Origin of the sequence: Streptomyces monomycini, from assembly GCF_022271435.1 — a bacterium.
In the GTDB taxonomy this organism is placed as follows: Bacteria; Actinomycetota; Actinomycetes; order Streptomycetales; family Streptomycetaceae; genus Streptomyces; species Streptomyces monomycini.
Genome location: NZ_JAFIQY010000018.1, coordinates 1 through 26825, shown reverse-complemented (window position 1 = coordinate 26825; position 26825 = coordinate 1). Strand labels below are relative to the sequence as shown.

The 26825-nt window shown below is 71.3% G+C and carries 17 protein-coding genes; 8 read left to right on the top strand and 9 right to left on the bottom strand.

Translation table 11 applies throughout. The features are described from left to right. Positions 1–46: 46 nt before the first annotated feature. The 4 genes from JXZ78_RS20895 to JXZ78_RS20880 all read left to right on the top strand — a co-directional run bounded on the left by JXZ78_RS20895 (position 47) and on the right by JXZ78_RS20880 (position 5575). On the top strand, positions 47–736 hold the full coding sequence (locus JXZ78_RS20895) for a KpnI family restriction enzyme N-terminal domain-containing protein (RefSeq protein ID WP_030024501.1): 690 nt from the start codon (positions 47–49) through the stop codon (positions 734–736). A 50-nt stretch (positions 737–786) separates the two neighbouring features. Next, a complete protein-coding gene (locus JXZ78_RS20890; protein ID WP_030024500.1) occupies positions 787–2202 on the top strand; it encodes a ParB N-terminal domain-containing protein in 1416 nt (471 codons plus the stop codon). 6 nt (positions 2203–2208) lie between these two features. Continuing rightward, the gene (locus JXZ78_RS20885) at positions 2209–4035 is read left to right on the top strand and encodes a DEAD/DEAH box helicase (protein ID WP_030024499.1); all 1827 of its coding nucleotides are present in this window, start codon (positions 2209–2211) and stop codon (positions 4033–4035) included. A gap of 319 nt (positions 4036–4354) precedes the next feature. After that, positions 4355–5575, top strand: coding sequence for a DNA cytosine methyltransferase (locus JXZ78_RS20880; protein ID WP_030024498.1), 1221 nt, complete (start codon positions 4355–4357; stop codon positions 5573–5575). Here JXZ78_RS20880 and JXZ78_RS20875 read toward each other — a convergent pair. The 6 genes from JXZ78_RS20875 to JXZ78_RS20850 all read right to left on the bottom strand — a co-directional run bounded on the left by JXZ78_RS20875 (position 5510) and on the right by JXZ78_RS20850 (position 12496). Continuing rightward, positions 5510–5998: a very short patch repair endonuclease gene (locus JXZ78_RS20875; protein WP_078624673.1), complete on the bottom strand. Its 489-nt coding sequence runs from the start codon at positions 5996–5998 to the stop codon at positions 5510–5512. The two genes, JXZ78_RS20880 and JXZ78_RS20875, sit on opposite strands and share 66 nt — an antisense overlap. Continuing rightward, positions 5991–6968, bottom strand: coding sequence for a NaeI family type II restriction endonuclease (locus JXZ78_RS20870; RefSeq protein ID WP_030024494.1), 978 nt, complete (start codon positions 6966–6968; stop codon positions 5991–5993). Before JXZ78_RS20870 ends, JXZ78_RS20875 begins: the two co-directional genes overlap by 8 nt. A 125-nt stretch (positions 6969–7093) precedes the next feature. Continuing rightward, entirely contained in the window at positions 7094–8437 is a 1344-nt protein-coding gene (locus JXZ78_RS20865; protein ID WP_238783266.1) for a PrsW family intramembrane metalloprotease, read from the bottom strand. A gap of 28 nt (positions 8438–8465) precedes the next feature. Next, positions 8466–9389, bottom strand: coding sequence for a tRNA (guanosine(46)-N7)-methyltransferase TrmB (trmB, locus tag JXZ78_RS20860; protein ID WP_238783265.1), 924 nt, complete (start codon positions 9387–9389; stop codon positions 8466–8468). Positions 9390–9547: 158 nt separating this feature from the next. Further along, on the bottom strand, positions 9548–10765 hold the full coding sequence (gene lhgD, locus JXZ78_RS20855; RefSeq protein WP_030025343.1) for an L-2-hydroxyglutarate dehydrogenase: 1218 nt from the start codon (positions 10763–10765) through the stop codon (positions 9548–9550). A gap of 264 nt (positions 10766–11029) precedes the next feature. After that, a complete protein-coding gene (locus JXZ78_RS20850) occupies positions 11030–12496 on the bottom strand; it encodes an NsdA family TPR-like regulatory protein (protein WP_030025344.1) in 1467 nt (488 codons plus the stop codon). Between the two features lie 1010 nt (positions 12497–13506). Here JXZ78_RS20850 and JXZ78_RS20845 point away from each other — a divergent pair. Continuing rightward, complete coding sequence (locus JXZ78_RS20845) at positions 13507–15591, top strand: asparagine synthase-related protein (RefSeq protein WP_030025345.1); 2085 nt, start codon at positions 13507–13509, stop codon at positions 15589–15591. A gap of 573 nt (positions 15592–16164) precedes the next feature. Here the strand turns inward: JXZ78_RS20845 and JXZ78_RS20840 are convergent. Next, positions 16165–17985: a sigma-70 family RNA polymerase sigma factor gene (locus JXZ78_RS20840; protein WP_238783277.1), complete on the bottom strand. Its 1821-nt coding sequence runs from the start codon at positions 17983–17985 to the stop codon at positions 16165–16167. Between the two features lie 1233 nt (positions 17986–19218). Continuing rightward, positions 19219–20277, bottom strand: a complete 1059-nt coding sequence (locus JXZ78_RS20835) for a TetR/AcrR family transcriptional regulator (protein ID WP_030025342.1) — start codon at positions 20275–20277, stop codon at positions 19219–19221. Between the two features lie 424 nt (positions 20278–20701). Here JXZ78_RS20835 and JXZ78_RS20830 point away from each other — a divergent pair, with 424 nt between their 5' ends. Next, positions 20702–22102, top strand: coding sequence for an NAD(P)/FAD-dependent oxidoreductase (locus tag JXZ78_RS20830; protein ID WP_050503128.1), 1401 nt, complete (start codon positions 20702–20704; stop codon positions 22100–22102). Between the two features lie 419 nt (positions 22103–22521). Beyond that, positions 22522–24306 (top strand): ATP-binding SpoIIE family protein phosphatase, encoded by a 1785-nt coding sequence (locus tag JXZ78_RS20825; protein ID WP_238783264.1) that lies wholly within the window; start codon positions 22522–22524, stop codon positions 24304–24306. A 137-nt stretch (positions 24307–24443) separates the two neighbouring features. Here the strand turns inward: JXZ78_RS20825 and JXZ78_RS20820 are convergent, their stop codons facing one another. Then, positions 24444–25796, bottom strand: coding sequence for an MFS transporter (locus JXZ78_RS20820; protein WP_030025339.1), 1353 nt, complete (start codon positions 25794–25796; stop codon positions 24444–24446). 132 nt (positions 25797–25928) lie between these two features. On the opposite strand from JXZ78_RS20820, the gene JXZ78_RS20815 reads away from it, so the two are divergent. Then, positions 25929–26489 carry a MarR family winged helix-turn-helix transcriptional regulator gene (locus JXZ78_RS20815; RefSeq protein ID WP_030025338.1) on the top strand — a complete coding sequence of 187 codons (561 nt, stop codon included), beginning with the start codon at positions 25929–25931 and terminating at the stop codon, positions 26487–26489. Positions 26490–26825: the final 336 nt, after the last annotated feature.

Sequence of the window (26825 nt, the reverse complement as noted above, 5' to 3'; positions counted from 1 at the left end):
CATCCGTACAGTCACGAGCGCTTACGGAATGTGAAAGGCGATCCTTATGGCACTGCCGTCCTGGGAGGACAAGAAGCTCGGCACGATGAAGCGTGCCGCGCTGTGGTTGGTCACTGAAGTCGGTGAGGGGAACGTCTTCACCAAGGGAGCCTTGAGGGCTGCTTTCCCTGAGACCTCGCAGATCGACCGCCGTATGCGTGACTTGCGGGACCACGGCTGGCGGATCGATACAAACCGGGAGGATGTCGGCCTCGAACCGCATGAGCAGCGCTTCGTCATCCGGGGCGAAGCGGTCTGGGAGCCCGGCAAGGGACGCTCCAAGCAGGCGGTAGCCATTACAGCTACCCAGCGGCGCGAGATCATCGCGCGGGACGGGCACTTCTGCCGGTCGTGCGGGATCTCCGCGGGGCAGACGTACCCGGGCACATACGAGGCCGCGCAACTGGACATCGCCCGGCGGCCAGTCCAGGGGGCAGGAGGAGCAGCCGAGGTACAGCTGGTCACTGAATGCAACCGGTGCCGGGTGGGCGGCCGGGACCTGACGGCAGACCTCACGAGTGTCCTCGGCGCTGTACGGCGGATCGGTCCAATGGAGCGCAAGCTTCTGGCCGGCTGGATGGAGCAGGATCGCCGTGAGTTCAGCGACCTGGAGCGAATCTGGGCCGACTACCGGTCGCTGCCCGCGGACTCGCGGGCTCAAGTACGCGAGCAGCTCGGTCTTGAGGGCGGCCGCTAGCCGCGCCGGCTGGCAGGCCCTGTGATTGTTGAGAGCCAGGAGAACGGAACGTGAGCATGGACTTCGGACGACCGCCAAAGGCGGAGGCTAACCAGGAGCTGGTCCGGAAGCGGCTGAAGGAGGCTGAGTCTGCGGCCGGCACCAGGGAAAGCCTCACTGTTGAGTGGCGGAGCCAGCCCCTGCACGTCGAGGTCATCGACATGCCGGTGGCCGACCTTTACTACAACCCGGGCACGCACCGCATCAGGGCACAGCGTGATCACGACCCACAGCTCGATGCTGAGCTGCAGAGTGACCCCTGGAGCGACGACAGCCAGGGCTACTTGCACCTCCTGCTGAAGGCGCTGCCGGCTGATCCGTCGAAGGACGACCCGGACTTCATCGCTCTCATGGAGAGCCTGCGCGACTTCCGGCAGAACGACCCCGGCCTCATCACGCGCGATGGCGTGCTGGTCAACGGCAACACCAGGCGAGCCGCGCTGAAGGAACTGGGCGTCGCGCACATCCGAGTCGGTGTGCTTCCGGAGTCGTGTACATGGGACGACGTCAACGCGGTAGAGCTGTCGTTGCAGCTTCGCAAGGACCACCGCCGCGAGTACTCGTACATCAACCGGCTGCTGGCTATCGATGAGCAGGCTGAGCTCGGCCGTTCCGCCAAGGACATCGCCCGTGACTTCCGGATCAAGGAAGAGACCTGCAAGCAGGACCAGTGGATCCTGACCTGCCTGCGTGACCTCATCGAGCGGAGCAAGACAGAGGGAACCGGGCTGCGGCTGCTTGACTTCGAGCAGCACCAGGAGAAGCTGCGCGAGCTTCACCGCCGGTACGTCAAGGAGGCGAGGGTCAGCAAGGGCAACGCTGACGTGATGAAGGAGAACCGGCTGGCAGCCATGGTCCTCGGCTTCTCCAAGACAGACGTACGGCTGATCGAGCCTGACTTCGCGCGTCGCTACCTGGACCAGCGACTGCCTGATGAGCTGAAGGCGGAAGCGGCATCGACCAGCGGCTCGGTCGCCATTCCCGGGCTTGGCAGGACGATGAAATCCGCTGACGCCAGTGTGACGGTGGCCAGGACACTCACGGACACCGTTCTCCGGGCGAAGGCGGTCAGCCCGACGGCGGCCGGTGTGTCCGCTGAGCGCGTGCAGGTGGCGACCCACACCTTCAAGGCCGCTTACGAGGCGTTCGAGGCAGCCCTGTCGCCGGCTGGCAAGGACGCACGTATCCGCAAGCGCAAGCAGGCCGCCCCCGGACGCATCACTGACGCGTGCCAGGACATCGAGCAGTGCATCACCGATCTGGTGATGGCCAGGGCCTCCCGGAGTCTCGACGAGGAAGCGTTCGACGAAGCGGTGCTGAAGCTGCGGGACAGCCTCGGGAAACTCGCCGTCGAGTCTGCCCGTAGCATCGAGGTTCCCGGAGACGGGGTTGAGTGGCTGCTGGGTGCGGTGAAACAAGAGGAGTGACGGCCGATGGCGGGTAAGCGGGAGCCGTCGCTGCGCATCGGGTTCGACATCACCCGTACCAAGGCGGCCCTGCGGGTAAGCCCAGCACACCAGAGCGACCTCACGCAGCTGGCGGGCTGGTTCCCCGCCAGTACGCGGAGCGGCCCGCTGGCTGTGGAAGTCGATCTCGATGACTTCCTGGTCGGCCTGGAAGCGCTGGGCACCTGGCCGGTCCCGGAAGATGTCGAGTGGGAAGCGACGCTGGCTGACCTCGTCGGCAGTGTGCTGGACGATGCCGAGGCCGCCGAGCAGGCACTGGCCGGCGAGGGCGGCGCGGCAGTCACCGCAGACGATGTCACTTCCTTGCTGGGCGCCGGCTGGAAGGCTGACCTCACGTCCTTCCAGCGGCGCGACATCGCACACCTGCTGTCGATGCGGCACGGAGCGAACTTCAGCGTCCCGGGGGCCGGAAAGACCCGCGTCGGGCTGGCGGTCTACGCGGCGATGAGAGCTCGGGGAGAAGTCCGGCGGCTCCTCGTGGTCAGCCCGAAGTCAGCCTATGAGTCGTGGCTTTTCGAGAGCGCGGCTTGCTTCGAGGAGCCGCTCGCCGCCGAGGTCATGGCCAAGAGCCCTGACCTCGGCACGGAACTGCTGCTCGTGAACTACGAACGGCTGGACCGCTCGCTGGCCCAGCTCACGTCCTGGCTCCGGGCGGCCCCGTCCATGGTGATCCTGGATGAAGCGCACAGGATGAAGCTGGGCGCGAATGGTGTCTATGGAAGCGCCTGCATGCTCCTGGGCCCCCTCAGCCGCCGTCGGCTCATCCTGACCGGTACGCCGGCTCCGAACGGGGCCCGGGACCTGGAGAACCTGCTTTCCTTCGTCTGGCCTGGGCACGGCAGGCGGGTAGTGACCAGTGCGGTAGACGGCGGAGACCTGGCGTACGCCAGCAAGATTCTGCGCCCGCTCTTCACCCGTACCACTAAGCATGAGCTCGGACTGCCCCCTTATGAGACCAGGATCCGCTACGTAGACCTCCCTGGCCTGCATCGCGAGATCTACGACGCACTGATCGGCCGCTACACCGCCAGAGCCGAGACATCACGCGATGACTTCGACGCTCTGGGCAAGGCGCTTATGCGGCTCCTCATGGCTGCCACCAGCCCCGCGCTGCTGCGGGAAGGCAGCAGCAAGTACGAGCCCCTCGCCTACCAGGTGCCGCCACTGGACGTTCCAGAAGGCGATTCGCTGTACGAGCTGATGCGGGACCTGCCCAGCTACGAGGTATCCCCGAAGTACTCGGAGGCGCTGAGTCTGCTGGCCGAGAACGCGGCCGCTGGCCGGAAGACCCTCGTATGGTCCACCTTCGTGCGCAGCCTGACCACGATGGAGCACCTGTTCGCCGATTATGGGCCGGCTGTGGTCCACGGGGGCACAGCTGACCGTGAGGAGCAGATCCACCGCTTCCGGAATGATCCGGACTGCATGGTGCTGCTGTCCAACCCGGCGACCCTGGGCGAAGGCATTAGCCTTCACCAGGTGTGTCACGACGCGATCTACGTGGACCGCGATTTCATGGCCGGGCGGTTCCTGCAGAGTCTGGACCGCATCCACCGGCTGGGGCTCGCGCCGGGTACTGAGACGCGTGTCACGGTGCTTGCCGCTACCGGGACGGTTGACGAGGTCGTGGCCCGCCGCATGGAGGAAAAACTGGAGTTCATGGGCGGCATCCTCGACGACCCCTCCGTTAGGCAGCTCGCTGACCTGCAAGAAGAGCCCTCAGTTGCCGGCGGCATGGACGCTGCGGACGTCCAGGCACTGCTGCGGCACCTGGGCACCGCCGGGCGGGAGTGAGCCGAAGCGGATTCTCCGTATCGCGGTGGCGGCTACCGCGAAGCGATGAAGAGTGCCGGCTGAGTGCATCATGATGTCCTTCGGTACGTGACTCTCGGTCTGTGCCACCGGCTCCCTAAACGTTGCTGGGATGCGGTTGCGGCAATACTGAGAGGCGTTCGCTGCGTTGTCTGTGATGGCAGCAGCGGCGCGAACGAGTGCCGCACACTAGTGGAGGCCGAGTTGTTGCCGGGGCCGAGCCGTTGTCAGTGGCGTCTGTCACCCTCTGTGAGGGCGGACTGCAAGCTGTGTCCGCCGTGGCACGTAGGAAGGAGGGTGCATGACCCGCACTGAGTCCAAGTTCACCTCTGTGGAGATCTGCGCTGGGGCCGGGGGGCAGGCACTCGGTCTGCACCAGGCGGGTTTCCGTCACCACGCACTGATCGAGATCGACAAGCACGCGTGCGAGACGCTGAAGCTCAATGTCACGGAGAAGAACGGCTGGGGCGACTGCAGAGTCATTCCAGCTGACCTGACGGAGTTCGACCCGGCTGACCTTGAGCTGGAACCCGGTTCCCTCGATCTCCTGGCCGGCGGCGTGCCGTGCCCGCCCTTTTCGGCCGCGGGCAAGCAGCTGGGCCGGGATGACGAGCGTGATCTGTTTCCCGTCATGCTCGACCTGGTGAGCTATCTGAAGCCCAACGCCGTCATGATCGAGAACGTGCGAGGTCTGCTCGAACCGCCGAAGAAGTTCGAGACCTACCGCAACGAGATCAAAGCGCGCCTTCGGGACGAGGGCTACGTCATTTGCGGCTGGCGGGTGATCGAGGCCCGCGACTATGGGGTACCGCAGCTCAGGCCGCGTGCGATCCTCGTCGCGGTGCGTCCGGAGTTTGCCGGCCACTTCACCTGGCCGGACCCGGAGAAGATCGAACTGGTGACGGTGGCGAAGGCTCTCGCGCCCACGATGAAGAAGCGCTTCGGCAACTCCGAAGAGGGCCGGAGTGCATACAAGCGCTGGTACGGCAAAGCTGTCACCGGTGTAGCGCCTACGCTGGTGGGCGGGTCCAAGAAGCATGGCGGCGCGGATCTTGGCCCTACACGGGCCAAGAAGGCATGGCTCAAGCTCGGAGTCGATGCCATGGGGGTGGCCAATGACCCCAAGGAGATGAAGGACCCGGTCCGGGACCTTTACAGCGTGGACGGGCAGGGCAACCTGATCGGTCCGAAGCTGACCGTCACCCAGGCAGCGATCATCCAGGGTTTCCCGGAACAGTGGAAGTTCTTCGGCCGCAAGACAGCGGCGTACCGCCAGGTCGGTAATGCTTTCCCGCCGCCGGTCGCGCGAGCCATCGGTGAGCAGATCATCATCGCCCTGGAGAAGGGTATGAAGGCTCCCTTCCCCGTGGAAGAGACCTTGGAGCGGGAAGCGGTCCTGGAAGCTGAGGCGGCGAGAAGGGCACGAGAGGCAGCCCTTTTCGAGATTCCTGAACAGTCAGCGCTGATCTCCGCGGAGCCTGCTGACCGTACTGGCGATCTTGAGGGCGCAGTCGCCCGGTGACTCGTGCTCCCAGAACCGGAGGATGGTCCACCCCGCTTCGGTGAGCCGCTGGTCAGTGTCCCGGTCGCGCGCCATGTTCCGTGCCACCTTGTCTGACCAGTACCCCTGGTTGGTCTTCGGCGGCACATAGTGTTCCGGGCACCCGTGCCAGTAACAGCCGTCGATGAACACCGCGACCTTCGCCGGACGGAAGACCATGTCTGCTGTCCGGCGAAGGTCCGCGACAGGCCTGGCCGCTACGCGGTACCGGAGCCCTTGCGCGTGCACGAGCCGCCGGATGAGCTGCTCCGGCTTGGTGTCCCGGCTCCGGATGGCCTGCATGTTCCGCCGCCGGGCGGCGGATGACGCCCAGGAGCCGTCCGGCGGGGTCCAGACATCGCCGTTAGAGGGCTGCCTCTGATCAGAGCGGTTCTCGTCAGTCACGGTTCTTCTCAGTGTGCTTCGGAAGGAAGGGCGCTGGCTGGGGCGGGTCCTCCGGGGTCGCAAGGACCCACGCCCGGTTATCGAGGATTACACGCGGGAGGCCTGCGTGGTGAGCGGCCGCTTCAGCTACCCGGAAACTGACGAGTTCACCGACCCGTGGCACAGGGGCGCCGAGTCCGCGTGCCACGGCCTGGTGGCTGCTGTAGTGCCCCGGGATGAGAATCCCGGCTTCGCGCAGGACTGTCCGCGCACGGCCCTTCGCCTCTCGGACCCGGGCCATGTAGTCGCTCTGCTGGGCGACAGTACGCACCACGCCTCTGCCGATGGGGCGCATCTGAACGCGGCGGAAGAGCTCATTGACTCGCGTCTGGCCTGAGGACGGACCGAGGATCTTGTCCCGGGTTGCCTGGTCCAGGTGCAGCAGCACGTTCTCCGGCAGCGGAGCGTCCCGCCAAAGCCAGTAGATCTTGTTGCGGTGCTCGGCCTTGATGGTCAGCTTACGGTCGCGGTTATTGCCTCTATTCAGCAGTTCCGGGCGAATCCGGAGCAGTCCTGCGCTCCAGCGGCTCTGCTCATCGTCGGCCCAGACCAGCAGACAGATGTGGTTCTCCGCTTCGGGCGGGATCATCCACCCGCCGAACTGCTGAGAGTATTTGCAGTCGACCTGGACCCCGGCTATCCGGTAATCAGTGACGTCACCGTCATCGAAGCCGAACTCGCGCTGCAAGTTGATCTCGACGATCGAACCAGCGTGTGTCTTCTCCGTCTTGGACAGTGTCTTCCAGTCGTAGCGTCCTGTGACCTCACCGTTGAGCAGCTGGTCGATGGTGTCACGCAGCACTCGGGCGAATCGCTCGCCTTGAGGATCGAGCTGCCGGAGATGCTCGCGCACAGCGACGAGTCCGCTGTCCGATCCGGCTAGGGCTGCGGCCACGGTGTTGGAAGCGGCCGAATGGTCGAGCGGAAACACGACGTCACCTCACCAATGCGCTGGCGCCACACCAGCGTCAGGCTCTTGAGCCTGCCATAGGCGGAACTTGGCGTGTTCCGCTGTCCGGCTCCAGGCAAGTTCCGATCACATCCCTGGGCCTGATGTCACCGGCCGTAGGGCGGCATGTGCCCGCCGTCTGGAAGCCATGATGCCTGGCTGGGCACCGGCCGATGTGTCACTTGCAGTGCCTGTAGCAGCGCCGGATGGGCCACGGCCCTGTGGTGCCACAGGTGGTTCAGGAGAGCGCGTTCCTGAGTGGGGAAGTCCGGGGTGGGGCCCGTGCGGTGGGCTCGGCGGCGGAGGAAGGCCAGGGAGGTGGCTACGGCGGTGTATTCCGTTACGGCGCGGGCGGCGGCGGGGCCGTGGGTGCGGCGGGCTATGTCGCGGGCCAGGGAGCGGGTCTTGAGGGAGGAGAGGGAGATCGGTTCGGTGGGGGAGAGCCAGCCGGTGGTGACGTACGGGGGGAGGTAGGTGCGCAGGGCGAGGAGCTCGCGGTGGCGGGTCCAGACGGCGAGCCAGGTCAGGGCGGCGAAGACCGGCAGCATGAAGAGGCCGTAGACGGTGATGAAGCCGAGGTCGCCGAGGGTGGTGGCGGCGTTCCAGATGGCGTGCAGGAGGACGGCGGTGGCCAGGCCGACGAAGGGCAGGGCCAGGCGCAGCGGCCGGCGGTGGGGGTAGCTGGTCGCGGCTATGCCGAAGGCCAGGCCGGTGAGCATGGTGAAGAGGGGGTGGGCGAACGGCGAGAGGATGATGCGTACGAAGAAGGTCGCGGCGGTCAGGGAGTCGAGGCCGGTGTGGCCGAGGGACTGGTCCTGGCCGAAGGCGTTGCCCAGGTAGAGAACGTTCTCGGTGAAGGCGAAACCGGTGGCCGTGATGCCGGCCAGGACGAGGCCGTCCGTGATGCCGTCGAAGTTCTGGCGGCGGAAGAGGAAGAGGAGGAGGACGGCAGCGGCCTTGACGGTCTCTTCGATGACGGGGGCGAAGACGGTCGCGCCCCAGGTCTTGGCGTCGTCGGGGGAGAGGGTGGAGAGGTTGTTCTCCAGCCAGTTCGTGGCGAAACCGTTGGCCAGGAGCGCTACGAGGGTGGCGGCGCAGGCGCCCCAGGCGAAGGCGAAGAGCAGGTTGCGGCGTGGTTCGGGGTCTATGCGGTCCAGCCAGCAGAAGGCGGCTATGAGGACGGGTACGGGGAAGACCGCCAGCCCGAGGCCGACGAGGAAGCCCTGGGTGCCGGTCTGCTGGCGGACCATCGCCAGGATGGTCACGCCGGAGAGGGCGAGGAGCGAGAAGAGAGCGACGGCACGTGCCGTCTTGCTGTGCCAGGGCGCCGGGCGGCGGCGCGGTGTGCAGTGCCACTGCGCCGCCGCGGGCGACGCGGCGGGGGCGGCGTAGCGCGGATCGGGCGCGTACGCCGGTTTCGGCGGAAGCGGAGGCGGCTGCGGCGGATTCACCCATCGACCCTAACCACCGCGGGGTGGACTATGCCGGGAGCCGCCGGAAGAGGAGGTCGTGGACGACGTGGCCCTTGTCCAGTCCCTGTCCCTCGAACTTGGTGAAGGGGCGGAAGTCCGGGCGGGGGGCGTAGCCGGAATGCTCGTTGGCGAGGGTGGGCTCGGCGGAGAGGACGTCCAGCATCTGCTCGGCGTACGGCTCCCAGTCGGTCGCGCAGTGGACCAGGGCGCCCGGGGCGAGACGCGTGGTGACCAGGGAGAGGAACTCGGGCTGGATCAGTCGGCGCTTGTGGTGGCGCTTCTTGGGCCAGGGGTCCGGGAAGTAGACACGCAGGCCGGCGAGGGAGGCGGGGGCGAGCATCTCGCGGAGCAGGATGATCGCGTCGCCGTTGGCCACCCGGATGTTGGACAGGCCGTTGCGTTCCGCGAGGCCGAGCAGGTTGCCCTGGCCCGGGGTGTGGACGTCGCAGGCGAGGATGCCGGTGTCCGGGTCGGCGGCGGCCATCTGTGCCGTGGCCTCGCCCATGCCGAAGCCGATTTCCAGGACGACCGGACGGCCCTCGAAGAGCTTGTCCAGGTCGATCCGGGAGAGGCCGTCGATGTCCAGGCCCCACTGGGGCCACAGGCGTCGCAGGGCGTCCGCCTGGCCGGGGGAGACCCGGCTGCGGCGCGGCTGGAAGGAACGGATCCGCCGCTCGTGGTGCGAACCGGCCGGGTCGGCCGCCGGGCCGGTGCCGTCGGGGAACATCGGCTTGGGGGCGGGGCGGGACGCCTGCTGGTGCGCCGGGGCCGGTGCTGCGTCGTCCTGCCCGGGACGCTCGCCCGTGTGCGCGGCGTCGGGGCCGCAGGCGGGGGCGGGGGTGAAGGCAGGGCGGGGCTCGGCGGCCGGGCCGGGCTGGGCGGCGGGGCCGGATTCGGGGGTGGGGGCCGGGGCGGCGGAGTTCTCGGACACAGTGGGTCGATTCTACGGGCGGGGGAGTGGGGAAGTGGGGGAGAGGGGCGGTGGGGATGAGGCAGGAGTGGATGGCAGGCATGGGGCGGTTACGGGCCGCTCCCGGTGTCGGCCACCCGCCGGTCGGCCGCCCGCCGGTCAGCCTCAGCCCGTCGGCCTCAGCCCGTCGTCTCCAGCATCGCCAGAGCCCGCCCGGCTATCTCCCTCCCGATCGGCAGGGAAGCCGTGGCCGCGGGGGACGGGGCGTTCAGGACGTGGACGGCGGAGGGGGTCTCGGTGATGAGGAAGTCGTCGGCGAGGGTGCCGTCGGGCAGGACGGCCTGGGCGCGGACGCCGGCGGGGGCGGGGCGCAGGTCATCCTCGCGGACCGCCGGGAGCAGGCGGCGGACCGCTTCGGTGAAAGCACGGCGGGAGAGGGAACGGTGCAGTTCGCCGGTGCCGTAGCGCCAGTGGCGGCGGGCTATGTGCCAGGAGCCTCGGTACGCCAGGGTGCCGGCCAGTTCCGCGGGGCGGACGGTGCGCCAGTCGTACCCCTCGCGGGCGAGTGCGGGGACGGCGTTGGGGCCGATGTGGACGGAGCCGTCGACCCCTCGGGTGAGGTGGACGCCGAGGAACGGGAAGGCGGGGTCGGGCACCGGGTAGACCAGGCCGCGCACCAGGGAGGCACGGGCCGGGGCGAGGGTGTAGTACTCGCCGCGGAAGGGGACGATGCGCATGCCCGGCGCGTCGCCCGCCAGCCGCGCGATGCGGTCGCAGTGCAGGCCGGCGCAGTTGACCAGGGTGCGGGCGCGGAAGACGGCGCCGGCGGAGGTGCGCACCGCGACCCGGCCGGGGCGGCGGCCGATGGTGGTGACCTCGCCGCCGTACGCGATGCGGGCGCCCGCGTCCGTGGCCAGGGCGGCGAAGCGCCGGGCGACCACGCCGAAGTCGGCGATGCCGGTCGTGCCGACATGGATGGCGGCCAGGCCGCTGACTTCCGGTTCGTACGTCGCGAGCTGGGCCGGACCCAGCTCGCGGACCGGGATGCCGTGCTCCCGGCCGCGCTGGATGAGGCTGTGCAGGCGGGGCAGCTCGCTGCGGTCGGTGGCGACGATCAGTTTGCCCGTGACCTCGTGCGGGATGTCGTGGTCCAGACAGAACTTGATCATTTCGGCCGAGCCCTGGAGCGCGAAGCGGGCCTTCAGGGAGCCGGGCGGGTAGTAGATGCCGCTGTGGATCACGCCGCTGTTCCGGCCGGTCTGGTGGCGGGCGGGGCCCGGCTCCTTCTCCAGGACCACCACACGGGTGCCGGGAGCGGCGCGCGTGATCGCGTAGGCCGTCGAGAGTCCGACGATGCCGGCACCGATCACCAGCACGTCGCAGTCGTACGCCGTCACAGCACCTCCCCTGGAACCCTTGGAATCAGACGTATCCCATCATGACGCGGGGGACTGACAACGGGCCGGGAGAGCGGCGGGGGCGCGTACGCCCCCGGGCCCCCGCCCGTGTGCACACTGAGAATCACGCCCGCATCCGTACCCAGAATCACGTTCGCATCAGTACTCACACTTGTACGTTTCCGTACCTGCCCTCGTGGCCGTCTCCGTACCCGTGTCCGTGCCCGTCGCCGTACCCGCCGTCTCCGTACCCGTGCCCGCGCCCTATGCCGGTGCCACGAGCAACGGGCGGGCCCGTTCGCGCAGCTCCACGACGCGGGGCTCGTCGCCGTACGGTTCGAGACGGTGCAGGAGATCGCGTACGTACTCGGTCGTACGGGCCGAGGAGATGCGGCCGGCCACCTCGACCGCCCGGGTGCCGGCCGCGCACGCCGCGTCCAGGTTGCCGGACTCCAGCTCGGCCACCGCGGAGACGACCAGCCGCAGCCCGTGCGAGCGGACGTACTCCTCCGTGGGGCGGGACAGCGCCTGCTCCGTGAAGCGGCGCACCTGGCGGGGCAGCCGCAGGTCCCGGTAGCACTCGGCGGCGTCGGCGGCGAAGCGTTCGTACGAGTAGAAGTCCAGCCAGGACGGGTCCGGGTCGCCCTCCCGGGAGCGCTCCAGCCAGCCCTCGGCGGCCTTCAGGGCCACCTCACAGGCGCGCGCCTCGTTGGCCTTGGCCTGCGCGCGCGCCTCCACCAGGCGGAAGAAGCTCATCGTGCGGGCGGTGGCCAGGCCGCGGTTGCGTTCGAGGGCGGCCTGCGCCAAATCGACGCCCTCGTCGGCGAAGCCGCGGTAGGTCGCCTGGAGCGACATCGAGGCCAGGACATATCCCCCCAGCGGGACGTCGGCGGCGGCTCGCGCGAGGCGCAGCGCCTGGATGTAGTAGCGCTGGGCCGCCTCCTGCTGCCCGGTGTCGAAGGCCATCCAGCCCGCGAGTCTGGTCAGTTCGGAGGTCGCTCCGAACAGGGCGCGGCCCACCTCGTCGCTGTACGAGGCGAGGAGCAGCGGCGCCGCGTCCACCCGCAGGCACTCGGGCACCATCGAGGAGCGCCAGTCGCCGCCCCCGTACTTGGAGTCCCAGCGGCGGGCGTCCTCGGCGGCCTCCCGCAGTTTGGTGACGTCGCTGTGCCCGACGTGCTGGGGCGCGGTGTCGTGGGGAACACCGTCCTTGCCCGTCGCGCCGTTGCCGTCCCGTACTTCCCGCAGGTCAGGTGCTTCGCGCGCGACGGAACTGTCGGCCGGGGATATCAGCCACCGCGAGGCGGGTGTCGCGTACGCGCTCACCGAGAAGGATCCGGCCAGGCTCTGCCAGATGCCCCCGCCACCGCGGCGTCCGGCCAGGTCCAGGCGGTACAGCTCGGTCGCGGACCGGACCGCGGCGCCCACGTCGCGCGGGAAGGCCAGGCCCACCTCGGGGGCCGGGTCGGCGTCGGCCAGGCCGATCTCGTGGAGCGGTACCGGGCGGCCGAGCTTGCCCGCTATCGCGGCCGCGATCAGATGGGGCGCGGCGCCCTGCGGCACCATGCCCTTGGACACCCACCGGGCCACCGACGTCTTGTCGTAGCGAAGCGTCAGACCGCGCTGCGCCCCCAGGTCGTTGACCCGGCGGGCGAGTCCGGCATTGCTGATCCCCGCGAGGGCGAGAACGGTGCCGAGCTTCTCGTTCGGCCCGCGTATATCCCTTGACATGCGCACCCCTCGACACAGCGACGGCAGCCCCGGTACCCCGGGGCACGCGTCCACCCAGAGTAGTTCGCCGAATCCCTACCGTTAAGGCCCGATGTCCCGGATGGCGGGTTTCAAGTCCAAGCGTCCGTAGGGGGTTTGGCATGTGCTCCGGGTACGTGTTGCCGTGCGCCCGTGTGTGCGCGCTGGCCGGGTTGGTGCGGGAGCGCTTCCATGGGACCTGCGTGGGTCGGCCCGCTGCACTGGATCCAGTGGGCTGGGGGACACCGCCACCTCATTCCCCGCGGGTGGCGGTCCGGTCCGGGGGGCGAGTCCCGCCTCCCGGACTGTCGCATTGTGCGGGAAGGGCCCGCCGGGACGGCTTGGGGGTGCCTGCTCGGCCGCGGCGGCGTCCGGAAGGGAGCCCGGCCGTTCGGCGCGGCGTCCCGGAGGCGTGTCCGGAGGGTCGGCGGGGTGCCCCGAAGGGGCGGTGGGCGGGTGATCGGCCGCGCTTCGGCTGTGCTGGCCGGTATCGGGCCAACTGGTCTTGGCCGCACAGATTTTGGCTGAAAATCGATGTAGGTGGGTTTGCTTTCGGGAGCGGGGGGTGGGAGGGGGACAGGGCGCGGGGCGTACAGGGCTCTCTCGAACCCGTTGCCTTCGGGCCGCCCGGTCCGCCCAAGCGCCCGGCTCGCCCGGCTCGCCCGGTCCGCCCAGTCCGCCCAGTCCGCCCAGTCCGCCTGGTCCGTCCAGGCCGCCCGATCCGCCCGGCCCATCCGGTCCGCCCGCCCCACCCGCGCTCGATAACGTCTTCCGAACACCCCCGCGCCCAGGCCCTCCTCGGCGCCTCCCGAAGGCCGCTGTCGTGGCAGCATGGTCCGCACAACAGCTTGGCAACGGCTTGGCAATCCGCTGTGCGGGGCGGCGGTCCGGTCCACCCTGCCGACCGTCAGGGCGATCCTGAGGTGGGCGGGTGTCCGCCCCGGCGGACGGACGGGGGCCGCCCGGCGGCGGCGAACAGGGTGGAGGCGGCGATGCGCTGGTTGGTGGGGTGGAGCAGTACCGCCACGGGACCGGCCCCCACCGAGGAGGCCCGTACGGTCCTTCCCGTAGGCGCCCAGCTCCTGTGGGGCGACCCCGACCCCCTGTGGGCGGTCGGCGACTGGCGTGCCGACGAGGTGCGCGTCGTCCAGGCCGACGCCGAGACCCGGCTCGCAGTCTTCGGGGTCTGCGGCGCCACCGACGACCAGTTGCGGGTGGGGCTCTTCGCGGCCCGTGGGGGCGCGCTGCGGCACCTCACCGCCTGGCCCGGCAGTTACACGGCCGTCGTCCAGGTCGGCAGGCGCGTGACGGTCACCGGTGACCTGGCGGGCGCGCGGCCGGTCTTCCACACCCCGTGGGCGGGCGGTACGGCGTACGCGACCGCCGCCCTCCCGCTCGCCGACCTGATCGAGGCGAACCTGGACGTCGGGCACCTGGCCGCGCTGCTGGCCTGCCCGGACGCGCCCGAGGCGCTCGGCGCCGGTACCCCGTACGAGGGAGTGCGACGGGTGCCGCCCGGCCATGCGCTCGTCCTCCGCGGGGGCAGCTGCGAGATCACCTCCTACGAGCCGACGGCGTCGCTCGCCGTCGCCGCGCCCCAACTGCCCCCGGAGCAGGCCGTTGACGGCGTGCGCGACGCGCTGGTCGAAGCCGTACGGGCGCGGTTGTCCGGGCCCCGGCACGCACCGGACCCGGACGGCCTGAACGGCCTGGACCCGGGGCCCGTCCCGGGCATGGGCCCGGCCGAACGACGGGCCGCGCGCGGCGCGCCGGCCCCCGGCGTCGGCGCCGACCTCTCGGGAGGCAGCGCCTCCGCCACCCTGGCGCTGCTCGCGGCCGGACTGCCCGGAGTGCCCGGCACGGTCAACGGGCGCGGGGAGCGCCTTCTGGCCGTCACCTTCAACGACCGTGCCACCCACGGGGGCCGCCCGTACCGGGAGGCCGAGTTGGAGCGGGCCCGCAGCATTGCCGCCAATCCGCGCCTCCACCACGTCGTCGTCGCGGCAGGCGAGGAAGCCCTCCCGTACGCGGACCTGGAGGGCGGGCCGCTCACGGACGAACCGGGGCCGTCGCTCATCATGGCCGGACGCCACCGCCGGCGGCTGCTGGCGGGCAGCGCGGACCACCTCGTGGGCGCCGGTGCGCGGCAGGTCCTGGACGCGCACCCGGCCCGCCTCGCCGACCTGCTCCTGGACCGCCGCAGACGTCATTTGCTGCGGCCTGTCACGGCACTGGCCAAGGCCGACGGGCCGCTGTCGCAGTCGGCGCTGGTGCCGTTCACCGTCTACCGGGCCGCGCGCAAGCTGGCCCGTACGACATACGGGGCGGGCATCGCCGACACAGCGACGCGCCTGAGAGAGCGGCAGTTCACCGACGACCCGGTGGCGGGCGGCGGGGCGGTGGACGCGTCCTTGGCGGCGCTCTCCTGGTGCCGGCCCGGGCCCGCGGCACGGTGGCTCACGGGGGAGGCGCTGGCTGAAGTATCGGTTCGGCTGAATGCCGCGGCCGCCCGGACGCCCACCGTGGGACGGCCGGGGGAACGCCGGGCCCGCGCCGCGCTGGCCCGGCACGCGGCCGACCACCGGATCTTCGAACAGGCCGTGGAGGTACGCAACCAACGCCTGCACGCCCCCTTCCTCGACAACCAGGTGGTACTGGCCTGCCGGGCGCTGCCGGACACCCTGCGCGTCCAGCCGGGGGCGCGGGCGGCCGTGCTGCGTGCCGTCCTGTCCGGCGCGGGCGTCCGCGACCTGCCGTCCGGCTGGGGCGCCACGTCCCACATCACGCACGCGGCGGCCGTACGGGCCGGGCTGCGCACCTCCATCGGGGACGTGGTCGGCCTCTTCGACGCACCGCTGCTCGCCGACGCGGGGCTGGTCGAGGCACGGATCGTACGGAAGGCCCTGCGAGCGGCGGCCGAGGGCGCCCCGCTCCCCCTGGACGGGCTCGCCGAACTCGTCTCCACCGAACTCTGGCTGCGCCGCCTGCTCGCCCGCCGCGGCACCTGCTGGACCGGCACGGCCGCACCCCGCCAGCGAGCCGTGGCGGGTGGGGTGTCGCCGCGGCCGAGCCTTTGAGGGGGCGGGGGGCGGGGTGGGGTGGGGCGGGTTTGCTGGGTACGTCGAGGTGGGATCGCTGGGTACGTCGGGGCGGGGGTGGAGCGTCGTTACGGTGGCGGTTCGTCGGGACGGGAGTGGTGCGTCGTAACGGGGGTGGTTCGTCGGTACGGGAGCGGGGCGTCGGTACGGCGGTGGTTCGTCGGTACGGGGGCGTGACGACGGTACGGGGTCGGGTCGTCGTTACAGGGGCGGTCCGTCGGTACGCGGCCGGACCGTCGATACGGTGGCGACCCGACGCTACGGAAGCGGCGCGACGTTACGGAACCGGGCCGACGCTACGGTGGCGGCCCGCCGGTACATGGACGTAGCGTCGCTACGGTAGCGTTCCGTCGCCTCGCCCGCCTCGCCCGGCCCGCCGCTGCGGAATCGTTTCTCCGCTACAGGCCGACCCGTCGTCACGGAACCGACCCGTCGCCACGACGCCACCTCGTCGCCACGCCGCACCTTGCCGAAACAACCCCGACGCCCCGACGCCCCGGCGCCCCGACGCCCCGGCGCCCCGACGCCCCGACGCCCCGCGCCCCACACCTCTCAGCGGCAGGTGATCTGTGACTGGGCCCAGTCGCCCAGGAACATCACGGTGTGGGGGGAGCCGGGCTCGACGACCAGGCGCAGCGTCTTGTGTCCTCGCAACGGCACATGGACCGGGACGGCGGGCTGACCGCCGCGGACCACTCCCGAGCGCCAGAGCCGCTGCCCGTCCGCGTACACGGAGAAACGCAGCGCCCCCAGGCCGAGCCCCATGTCGTCCACGCCGGCGAACGCGTCGTACGCCGTGCACTGCCGGTTCAGGTCGATGGTCACGGAGGACGGCGCGTGCACGGTCACCCCGTGCCGGAACGTCCGGCCGCCGATGCCCAGTTTTTGCCGCTGCCACAGCCAGCTGCTGTCCGCCATGCGCACCTCGGGCTTCGTGCCGTCTCCCATGAGGTCCCACGTCAACTTGTTGATCTGGTACGGGGACGGAGCGGGCGCGGACGGGGTCGGCGTCGGCTTCGGGGAGTGTGCGGGCGGGTCGGCCGGTGCGGGGGAGTGCGGCGGCTCGGGTGCGGGGGTGGGCGTGGCCTTCGTCGGGGCGGGCCTCGGCGTCGGCGTCGGCGTCGGTTCCGGCCGGGAGGAGGCGGTGGGGCCGGGCGTCGGTTTCGGGGATACGGGGGCGTGGGTCGGAGACGGCTGCGCCGGAGTGCGCTCCGGCGGTTCCGACTCGGGAGGCTGCGGCGCGACCGAGGCCGCTCCGGGCTGCTCGGCCTGCGCCCGGGGCGTCGGCTGCGGGTCCCCGATCAGCGCCAGGGCGAGCGCGGCAGCCGCCACGATCACCAGACCCGCGCCGATCGCCACCTTCGCGGGCGCGCCGAGCCCCTCGCCCACCGCGGCGCCCGCCCCGCCCGCACCGGACCCGCCGACGACACCCGACCCCGCGGCACCACCGGCCCCAGTCGCTCCACCGGCCCCCGCGGCAGCCCCAGTCCCCGCAGCAGCACCAGTGCCCGCGGACGCTCCCGTCCCCGCGCCTCCCGCCGCCGCGGCCGCGCCGGCTCCCGCCGCGGCGCCCGCGCTGCCGAGCCCCACCACGGCCGCGGCTCCCTTGACCGCGTATCCGGCCGCGAACCAGCCGATGACCGCCACCGGAAGGATGACGCGGATGTGCTCGTTGACATCCGCGACCTCCGAGGCCGCCGTACGGCACCGGGCGCAGTCCTCCAGGTGCTTGCGCAGCCCGCGCTCCGCCCGCATCCGCAGCCCGCCGCGGGCGTACGCGCCGAGCCGGTCCGCGTACCGGGCGCAGTCGCCCTCGGCGGTCAGCGAACGGCTCACGTGCGCCTGCAGATACGCCTGCTTGAGACCTTCGCGTGCACGGTGGGCCAGTACGGCGGTGGCGTTGGCCGACAGCCCGAGCAGCGGCGCGACCTCGCTCGGCGACTCCTCCTCGATCGTGGTGTGCCACAGCACGGTCTGGTAGCGCTCCGGCAGGCTGCGGAACGCCCGTACGGCCAGGGACTGCTCGGCTTCGCGCATGGCGCGGACGTCCGCGCCGAGGTCGAGCGTGTCGTCGTCCAGCGCGGTGCCGGCCGCCGTGACCGCGAACACGGCGAAATCCTCGACCAGTTGCTCGCGCTTCGCGGTCCTTCCCCAGGCGGCGGCCACCCGGCGGACGGTGGTGAGCAGATAGGCGCGTACGGACGAGTCGGGGCCGGAGCCGCCGCGTACGGCCTGGAGGGTACGGGCGAAGACTTCGCCGGTGAGGTCGTCGGCGGTGTGCGCGTCCCGGCAGCAACTGCGCGCGTAGCGCCGTACGGCGTCGGCGTGGCGGCGGTACAGCTCCTCGTACGCGCTGTCGTCACCGCCCCGCATGCGGTCGATCAACTCGCGATCCGCGGGGAGCGGCCCGGACTGCCCGGCCGGGGCCCCTGCCGTGGTCGCCCCGTCCGTTCCCGCCGCCCCGTCCGCTTCCGCCGCCCTGTCCGACCCCGCCGCCCCGTCTGATCCGGTCACCCCGCCTGCTTCTGCCGCCCCGCCCGTTCCCGCCGCCCCGCCCGTTCCCGTCGGCCCGTCCGCTTCCGCCGCCCCGTCCGACCCCACCGCCCCGACCGCTGTCGCGCCCCCACCCGCCCCCGCAGAACCGCCCCGCTTCCCGGAGCCGCCGGATCCGGCCGCCTTCAGCCGGCTCGGCTTCCGGTGGGCACCCCGGCCCTTCGGGCCCCGCGCGCCACTCGGCTCCCGCCCACCCCGCGGCTCCCAGGCATCCGCCGACTCCCGGGCCTCACGCGGCTCCCACACGTCCGCCGACTCCCGGGCTTCACTCCGCACCCACACGTCCGCCGACTCCTGGGCTTCACCCCGCTCCCGTGCGTCCACCGACTCCCGGGCTTCACTCCGCACCCGCGCGTCCGCCGACTCTGGACCGGTCCGCCGATCCCGAGCATCCGCCGGCCCTGCACCGCTCTGCCGATCCCGAGCATCCGCCGGCCCTGCACCGCTCTGCCGCTCCCCCGTATCCGCTGACCCTGGACCGCTCCGCCGCACCCGCTGCTGAGGAACGTTCCGTTCGGCCGGTGCAGGCCGATAATCGTCCTCCGCCCGGTCGTGCCGCTCCACGGCACGCCCCGAAGAACCCGCGCCCGACCCCTCCGGGCCACTCACCCCGTAAGGACGCTTCTGCCCCGGGACTTGAGGGCCACGGCTCCCGCCACCCTGCTGCCCGCCACCCTGCTGCCCGCCACCCTGCTGCCCGCCACCCTGCCCGCCCTGTCCGTCCTGCTGCCCGTCACGCCGCTCGCCCTGCTGCCCGCCCCGCTCCCGGCCGAGCCGCTCGTCCCGCCGCTCGTCCCGCCCGTCCACACCCATCGCCGAGGCCCCCGAACACGCCGTCGCTGCGGTAACACCGCGCCAGCGTGCCACAGGGGGACCGCCCGGCTCGGTCTGCGAGCACACCAACCACTCGTCCGGGGCGAGTTCATGGACGGCAGCACTAGAGGTCACTCGTACGGGGAATACTCGCTCGCCCGCGCTCAGAACACGGAACAGGGCGCGGCGCCGGCCCACAGCCGACCCCGCGCCCCGCCCGATCTCTCAGGCTGGTGTCACTCAGCCCTGCTCGGCAGGCCGCGACCGCAGCCCCTCCAGCAGGATCTCCAGCAGCCGGGCCGAGGCGGCCTGCTGCTGGGCCGGGTCCGGCAAGGACGGTGCGCCCGTGGCGATGACCAGCAGTACGTCGGCCACCGTCACGTCCGCGCGCAGTTCGCCCGCCTCGCGTGCCCGCTCGACGAGCTGCCCGACGACCTCCAGCAGCGCCTGGGCGCCGCCGTCCGCCGTGGTTTCGCCCGGTCCGGACGGTGCCTCCAGCGCGCCGGTGACGGCCGTGCCGTGTGCGGTCACGCCGTTCGGAACGCCGGCGGAGACCCCGTACGGGACCGTGGCCGGTACGTCCGCGACCTCGGCCCCGGGCGCGCCGCGCTGTGCGATCACACGGAACTCCGCGGGGACGTCGGACGTCAGCGCGCCGGACACGTCCGCGGCGAGGTGCGCCGCGCCGGCCGACACGTCCGCCGGGCCGGTCGGCACGCCGTCCGGTCCGTACGCCTGGCGCTGCTGCGGAACCCGAGCCTCAGCGGCACCAGCCCCAGCACCAGTACCGGCGCCGGCACCAGCACCGCCCGCGCCGTCCGAAGCCGGAGCGCTGGCGCTCACCCGCAATATGCTCGGCGGCAGCAGCCGTCCGGCGCCGGAGGCGACCGACGTCCGCAGGAAGCGCGAGAGCGCCGACCACGGGTCGTCCTCCTGGCCGAGCGCCGTACGCGCCTGGTCGGTGAGCCGGGAGGTCTCCTCCTCGGCTATTCGCCTGACCAGTACGTCCTTGCTCGGGAAGCGGCGGTACACCGTCCCCACCCCGACGCGGGCCCGCCGCGCCACGTCCTCCATGGGCGCGCCGTACCCCAGCTCGCCGAAGACCTCACGAGCCGCCCGCAGGACGTGCTCAAGGTTGCGCTGCGCGTCCACGCGCAGCGGTGTGTTCCGACCACCGGCACCGGAGTGTCCGGAGTGCGCGGTGTGCGGATGCGTGTGCGTGGTGCCGTTCCCCCTGCCCTCCGCGGCGTGCGCGGTGGCAGTTACGGCAGTCGGCCATTGAGAGCCCTGAATGTGCATAGATGATCCCCCGGTAATGACGTCTCCCCCCGGAGACTCCCCGCCCTGACTGCTGGGGTGTAACAACGTGACGACGAGAGGCTGCACCCCAACGAGGTACGAACATAGTTGAGCCCAGGTCAAGAATGAAGGGGGCAGTTCCGCACAGTCCGTGCACCGATCGGAGTACGGATCCCGTCCGCCCCTATTCCGCACCCTCCGCTCGCCGTAGACCCACCACCTGACCTGCACCCTTGCACCCGGCAGCGCGGAATCCGGCCCTCCGGGCCGATGTGCCGGACCGGTCATACATTTCGTCGGGCCTGTGGACAAAGGCGTGTCGCCGGTGCGTCATGGAACAGTGCTGCGTCCTTCCGGGGACACAGTGCCTGGTGGTGGCAGGCCGGCCGGAGGACGGTGGCAACCCGCGCGGGCCGGCCTTTCGATGTCGCATGTCGCGAGGAGAACCTCTGTGAAGGAACCGGCGCGCATTCTCGTTGTCGGCGGCGGCTACGTGGGGATGTACACCGCCCTGCGCCTGCAGCGGAAACTGAAACAGGAACTGCGGCGGTCCGCCGTCGAGGTGGTCGTGGTGGACCCCGACCCGTACATGACGTACCAGCCGTTCCTCCCCGAGGCCGCGGCCGGCTCGATCTCGCCGCGGCACGTCGTCGTACCGCTGCGCCGGGTGCTCCCGCTCTGCAAGGTCGTCGTCGGGGAGGTCACCGCGCTCGACCACACCGCGCGGACTGCGACGGTCACGACACCGGCCACCGAGGAGGATGGCACCGGCGGCCTGCAACTCCCCTACGACGAACTGGTACTGGCGCCCGGCTCGGTCTCCCGCGCGCTGCCGGTCCCCGGACTCGCCGAGGGCGGCATCGGCTTCAAGACCGTCGAGGAGGCCATCGGCCTGCGCAACCACGTCCTGGAGCAGTTGGACATCGCCTCCTCGACCCGCGATCCGGCGATCCGCGACGCCGCGCTGACCTTCGTCTTCGTCGGCGGCGGCTACGCGGGGGTGGAGGCGCTCGCGGAGTTGGAGGACATGGCGCGCTACGCGGCGCGTTATTACCACAACGTCGAGCCCGGCGACATGAAGTGGATCCTGGTCGAGGCGACCGGCCGCATCCTGCCGGAGGTGGGCACGGCGATGGGGCAGTACGCGGTACGGGAGCTGCGGGCGCGCAACATCGACGTACGCCTGGAGACGCGCCTGGAGTCGTACGAGGCGCGGATCGCCGTCCTGAGTGACGGCTCACGCTTCCCGGCTCGCACTCTCGTGTGGACCGCGGGCGTCAAACCGCACCCGGTCATCGCCGCTTCCGGCCTGCCGCGCACCGGGCGCGGCCGCCTCAAATGCACGGCCGCCCTCCGGGTGGAGGGCGTCGAACACGCCTGGTCGGCGGGGGACGCCGCGGCCGTACCGGACCTGACGGCGGAGCGCCCGGCCACGCCGGACGAGCCGCGCCGGGAGTGCGCGCCCAACGCCCAGCACGCCGTCCGGCAGGCGCGGGTGCTGGCGGAGAACATCGCCGCGGTGCTGCGCGGCGGGCCCGTCGTGGACTACGCGCACAAGTACGCCGGTTCGGTCGCCTCGCTCGGCCTGCACAAGGGGGTCGCGCATGTCTACGGGCGCCGCCTGAAGGGCTATCCGGCGTGGTTCATGCACCGCGTGTACCACTTGAGCCGGGTGCCCACGTTCAACCGGAAGGCGCGGGTGCTGGCCGAGTGGACGCTCGCCGGGCTCTTCAAACGGGAAATCGTTTCTCTCGGCTCGCTGGAACACCCGCGCGCCGAGTTCGAACTGGCGGCGGGCACCGGGCGCCACAACGAACCGAGCTGACGGGCCGTCGCAGACGGCCGGCCGTACGGGCCGCCCCTTGCCCGCCCCCGCCCGTACGGGCCGCCCCTCCCGGGGCCTCCGAGCCGCCTGCCCCCGTCCGTACGGCCCCCGTCCCGCCGCCCGCCGCACCCCCGTACCCGGAGTCAGGAACTCCACCTCGTACCTCCGGCGTCTGACGGATGTCAGTCCGGTCGGCCACACTGGACGTGTGACCATGGGTGGGCTCGTATCTGCGAAGAGTGACAATCACGAGGATTCTGGACGATTGCTGCAATCCGCCAGAGGGCACCGAGGGTGCCCCCAGCCGACACCGCTCCCCGCTTCCGCCGGGCGGGCGTCCCTCCGGCGTGCGCGCGGGGAGTTCCACCGAGCCGACGGCCCGATCCCGCGCGACGACGCGAAGTAAGAGGTACCCCTCCGTGAACTTCACGCGCTGGAGCGCCCGTCTCCCCGGCACACAGCGGCGCGGCGCCGCCCGGCCCGACCGTGCCGCACCGACGTCCGCCGCCACCGTGCCCGCCGCTGCCGCCGCCTCGGCCCCGGGTGGCCCGCCGGGCGTGGCCGCCGGCGCGGTCCCCGCGGCCCGCGCCGAACACCCCGGCTCGGACGCGGTGGCTGACGGCCCGTCCGCCGGCCCGGACCGCACCCCCAGCGTCGACGCGCTGTCCGTGCACGACATCCTGGGCAAGGTCCCCGCCCTGGTGGCGGTCGTGTACGGGCCCGAGCACCGCATCGCGTACGTCAACGGCGCGTACGCCACCGTCTTCGGCCCCCGCCCGCCCGGCGCCACCGCCCGCGAGGCACTGCCCGAGCTGGACGCGCTGGGCCTGCTGCCGCTGATGGACCAGGTGCTGCGCAGCGGCCGCCCCCGTACGGTCAAGGCCCGCCGGGTGCCCGGCGGCGCCGGCGCCGACCAGTCCCGGGACGGCTACTACACGTTCACCTGCACCCCCATCGAGGTCGCCGCCAGCGGCCCGGCGCCCGACCCCGAGGTCGCCTGTGTGGCGCCGCACAAGGGCGTCCTCGTCTTCGGCGCCGACGTCACCGACCAGGTGGAGTCCACCGAGCGGCTGCGCGCCAGTGAGGCGCGCCAGCGCGCCGCGGCCGTGACGCTCCAGCGTTCCCTGCTGCCGCAGGAGCTGGAGCAGCCCGACGACCTACGGGTCGCCGCGACGTACCAGCCGGGCGGCACGGACGCCGCGGTCGGCGGCGACTGGTACGACGTCATCACCCTCGGCGCCGGCCGTACGGCCCTGGTCATCGGCGACGTCATGGGCCGGGGCGTGCGCGCCGCGGCCGTCATGGGACAGCTGCGGACGGCGGTCCGCGCCTACGCCCGGCTCGACCTGCCGCCCCACGAAGTCCTCCAGCTGCTGGACGGACTGGCCGCCGAGATCGACGCCAGCCAGATCGCGACCTGCGTCTACGCGGTCCACGACCCCAACGAGGGCCGCCTGGTCTACGCCTCCGCCGGCCATCTGCCCATCCTGGTGCGCGACGCCGAGGGCACGGTGCTCCGGGCCGCGGAGCCGACCGGCCCGCCCCTGGGCACCGGCGGCTGGCTGCACACCTCCGGAAGCGTCCCACTGGGGCCCGGTTCGAGCGCTGTCCTCTATACGGACGGTCTGGTCGAGCGCCGTGACAAGGACATCGACCACGGGGTCGAGGCCCTGGAGCGCGCCTTCGCGGGGGCGACCGGAGCACCGGACATCGTCTGCGACCGGCTGCTGCGCGCTCTCGGAATCTCCACCGACCACGACGACGATGTGGCCGTCCTGGTCCTCCAGCACCCGGCCCGTACGGGGCACGACGCCGAGCTGTTCCACAACGCCGCCCTCGAACTGCACGGCGGTACGGAGGCGGCACCCCGCGCCCGCGCCTTCGCCTCCGGGGTGCTCGCCTCCTGGCGCTTCTCCCCGGAGCTGCACGACCTCGGCGTCCTGGCCGCCAGCGAACTGGTCGCGAACTCGCTCCAGCACGGCACCCCGCCGATGCGGCTGCGGCTGCGCCGTACGGACCGCCGACTGATCATCGAGGTGACCGACGGCGACGACCACCTGCCGCGGCGGCGCCGGGCCGAGCTCGCCGACGAGGCAGGCCGCGGCATCTCGATCGTCGCGACGATCGCCTCGGCGTGGGGCTCGCGCCGCACGCCCGGCGGCGGCAAGGCCGTGTGGTGCGAGTTCGCACTGCCGCGGGAGTAGAGGCGGGCTGGGCGGCACGCACGCGGGTGCGCGGGAGAGCACGTACTCGGGTGCACGCCCCAGCAACACAACGGGCCGGACCCCGCTCGGTGCAGCAGCAGGATCCGGCCCGTACGCGATCAATCGTTCCGTGCGGCTTACGCCACCGCCGTGACGGACTCCCGTCGCGGCGCGCCCGCCTCGGCCGCCGTCCCGGCCGTGGTCCCGGCCCCCGTGTCGGTGACCGTGTCCGCCGGAGCGTCCGGAGTGAAGGCCCGGATGTGCGGATTGTCCTGCGCGGGGCTCAGCATCCGCCCCAGCCGCAGCGCCAGCACGCTGACGCCGACGGCGCACAGCACCAGCATCACGATGTACGGCGCGGACATCCCGTGGCCCACCATGAGGGCACCCACCCCCGGGCCGATCGCCAGGGCCAGCTGCTTCACCAGGGCGAAGACCGAGTTGTACAGACCGACCAGGGACGTCGGCGCCAGGTCCGCCACCAGCGGGGCCACCGTCGGAGAGAGCAGCGACTCCCCTATACCGAACAGCGCGTACGTCGAGATCAGCAGAGTGGTGGCCACCGCGTGCGCACCGTGCACCAGGCCCGACAGGCCGGCGGCCAGCCACGCCACGGTCCAGATCAGCCCGACCGCGGCCATCACCCGGCTGCGCCGCCGCCGCTCGACCAGTTTCAGGACCACGAACTGCGCCGCCACGATCGCGGCCGTGTTGGCGGCCAGCGCGATACCGAGGGTGGAGGGCGCGATCCGCGTGACCTCGGTGGCGTACGCCGCGAGGCCCGATTCGAACTGGCCGTAGCAGGCAAAGAACAGCACGAAGCCCAGCAGGCACAGCCACATCATGCGGCGGTCGGTGAACAGCGAGCGCAGGGCGCCCTTCTCGCGGGCCTCGCCCGGCACCGGGTCCTCGACCCGGGCCGTACGCGGCAGCCGTACGGTCGCGATGGCCGCGCCCAGCACCAGGAACATCACGGCCTCGATGGCGAACAGCCGGACGAAGCTGCCGGCCGCCGACTCGTCGACCAGCAGGCCGCCTATCAGGCCGCCGATGCCCAGGCCCAGGTTGTTCAGGAAGAACTGGGTGGCGAAGGCCCGCGAGCGGGTGACCGCCGTCGAGCACCACACGATCATCGTGGCGAGGGCCGGCTGGATCACCGCGATACCGGCGCCGAGCGCTACGGCGGAAAGGATGACCAGCGGTGTCGTGGTGGACAGGCCGAGCCCGAGCGATCCGACGGCGGACGTGACGGCACCCACGACGGCGACCGGCAGCGGACCCCGCCGGTCGATAGCCCAGCCGGTGAACGGCAACACGAGGAGCGCGGCGAAGGCCAGTGTCATCAGGACCAGACCGGCCGTGCCCGCGCCAAGATCCCGCACCTTCGCCACATAGACGTAGAGATACGGAACCGTGAAGCCGTTACCGAACGCGCTCAGCGCGTTGCCCAGCTGGATCCGGCGCAGCGCGGCGCCCATCGCGGTGGTCACACTCACCTACCTAGGTCAGATCGAGGGGGACTGGACAGTCACACCCTGAAGACTTCAATGCTAAAGTTCGAAGCTAAAGAGTACATGGCGAAGGACTTCAATGCCAATGAGGTACGTGCCATACTTCCCGGCATGTCAGAGCCCTCAGATGCGGCCCACAGCCCTGCGGAGCCGAGCCTCGAGGAACAGATCGCCGCTTACCAGCGCGAGTTCCAAGGCCTCGATCCCCAGGTGGAGCAGGTCGTCTCCGCACTGCAGCGCCTCAACCGCCGGATGAACGTCGCCTACGGGCGGCAGACCGCGACCCTCAACATGAGCAACGCGGAGTGGGAGGTGCTGAAGGCCCTCGTCGTCGCCGGGGCGCCCTATCAAATGGGCCCCGGCGAGCTGGCCAAGCGCCTGGGCCTCACGCCGGCCGCCATGACCCATCGCATCGACCGGATGGCGAGCGAGGGGCTGGTGACGCGGGAGCGCGACGAGGCCAACCGCGTACGGGTGATCGTCGAGCTCACGCAGGAAGGCCGCGAGAAGTGGGTCGAGGCGATGCGGATGGCCTCGGTCTTCGAGGAGGACCTGCTCCAGGACCTCTCCACCGAGGAGCGCGGCCAGCTCGGGGAGATGCTGACGCGCCTGCTGTGCCGCGTCGAGGACGCCCAGCCGGACGCGGACGGCCGGCTGAACGACCTGGACTGACCCCTGACCCCTGGCCTCGGCCGACGCGGACCCGGGAGCAAAACCGGTTGACCAGAGGTGGTTGACATGGGTCGCCGCCGTACGTAAAGTTCTTCGAGTTGCCATGGAGCTGTAACGGTTCTGCGGTAGCCCCTCGCGCCGCACCGGCGGCACAACCACTACTGCACGACTCCCGAACGGGACGGATTTCGGCATGCCGAAATTCTGATCAGTGACTCGATTATGCGTCACCGGGAAAAGGCACTAAAGTAGTGATCACGCCGGAAGGCGCGAACAAACCCCCTCCGACGGGGAATCGGATTCACATTCGAACCGACCAGCTTCCTTCACCGGAAG

What these genes read in the sequence shown, in the direction of transcription:
- JXZ78_RS20895 (WP_030024501.1), top strand. Translation starts at nt 47, where the DNA reads ATGGCACTGCCGTCCTGGGAGGACAAGAAGCTCGGCACGATGAAGCGT.
- JXZ78_RS20885 (WP_030024499.1), top strand. Translation starts at nt 2,209, where the DNA reads ATGGCGGGTAAGCGGGAGCCGTCGCTGCGCATCGGGTTCGACATCACC.
- JXZ78_RS20880 (WP_030024498.1), top strand. Translation starts at nt 4,355, where the DNA reads ATGACCCGCACTGAGTCCAAGTTCACCTCTGTGGAGATCTGCGCTGGG.
- JXZ78_RS20850 (WP_030025344.1), bottom strand. Translation starts at nt 12,496, where the DNA reads ATGTCAAGGGATATACGCGGGCCGAACGAGAAGCTCGGCACCGTTCTC.
- JXZ78_RS20845 (WP_030025345.1), top strand. Translation starts at nt 13,507, where the DNA reads ATGCGCTGGTTGGTGGGGTGGAGCAGTACCGCCACGGGACCGGCCCCC.
- JXZ78_RS20840 (WP_238783277.1), bottom strand. Translation starts at nt 17,985, where the DNA reads ATGCGGGGCGGTGACGACAGCGCGTACGAGGAGCTGTACCGCCGCCAC.
- JXZ78_RS20835 (WP_030025342.1), bottom strand. Translation starts at nt 20,277, where the DNA reads ATGCACATTCAGGGCTCTCAATGGCCGACTGCCGTAACTGCCACCGCG.
- JXZ78_RS20830 (WP_050503128.1), top strand. Translation starts at nt 20,702, where the DNA reads ATGTCGCATGTCGCGAGGAGAACCTCTGTGAAGGAACCGGCGCGCATT.
- JXZ78_RS20815 (WP_030025338.1), top strand. Translation starts at nt 25,929, where the DNA reads ATGTCAGAGCCCTCAGATGCGGCCCACAGCCCTGCGGAGCCGAGCCTC.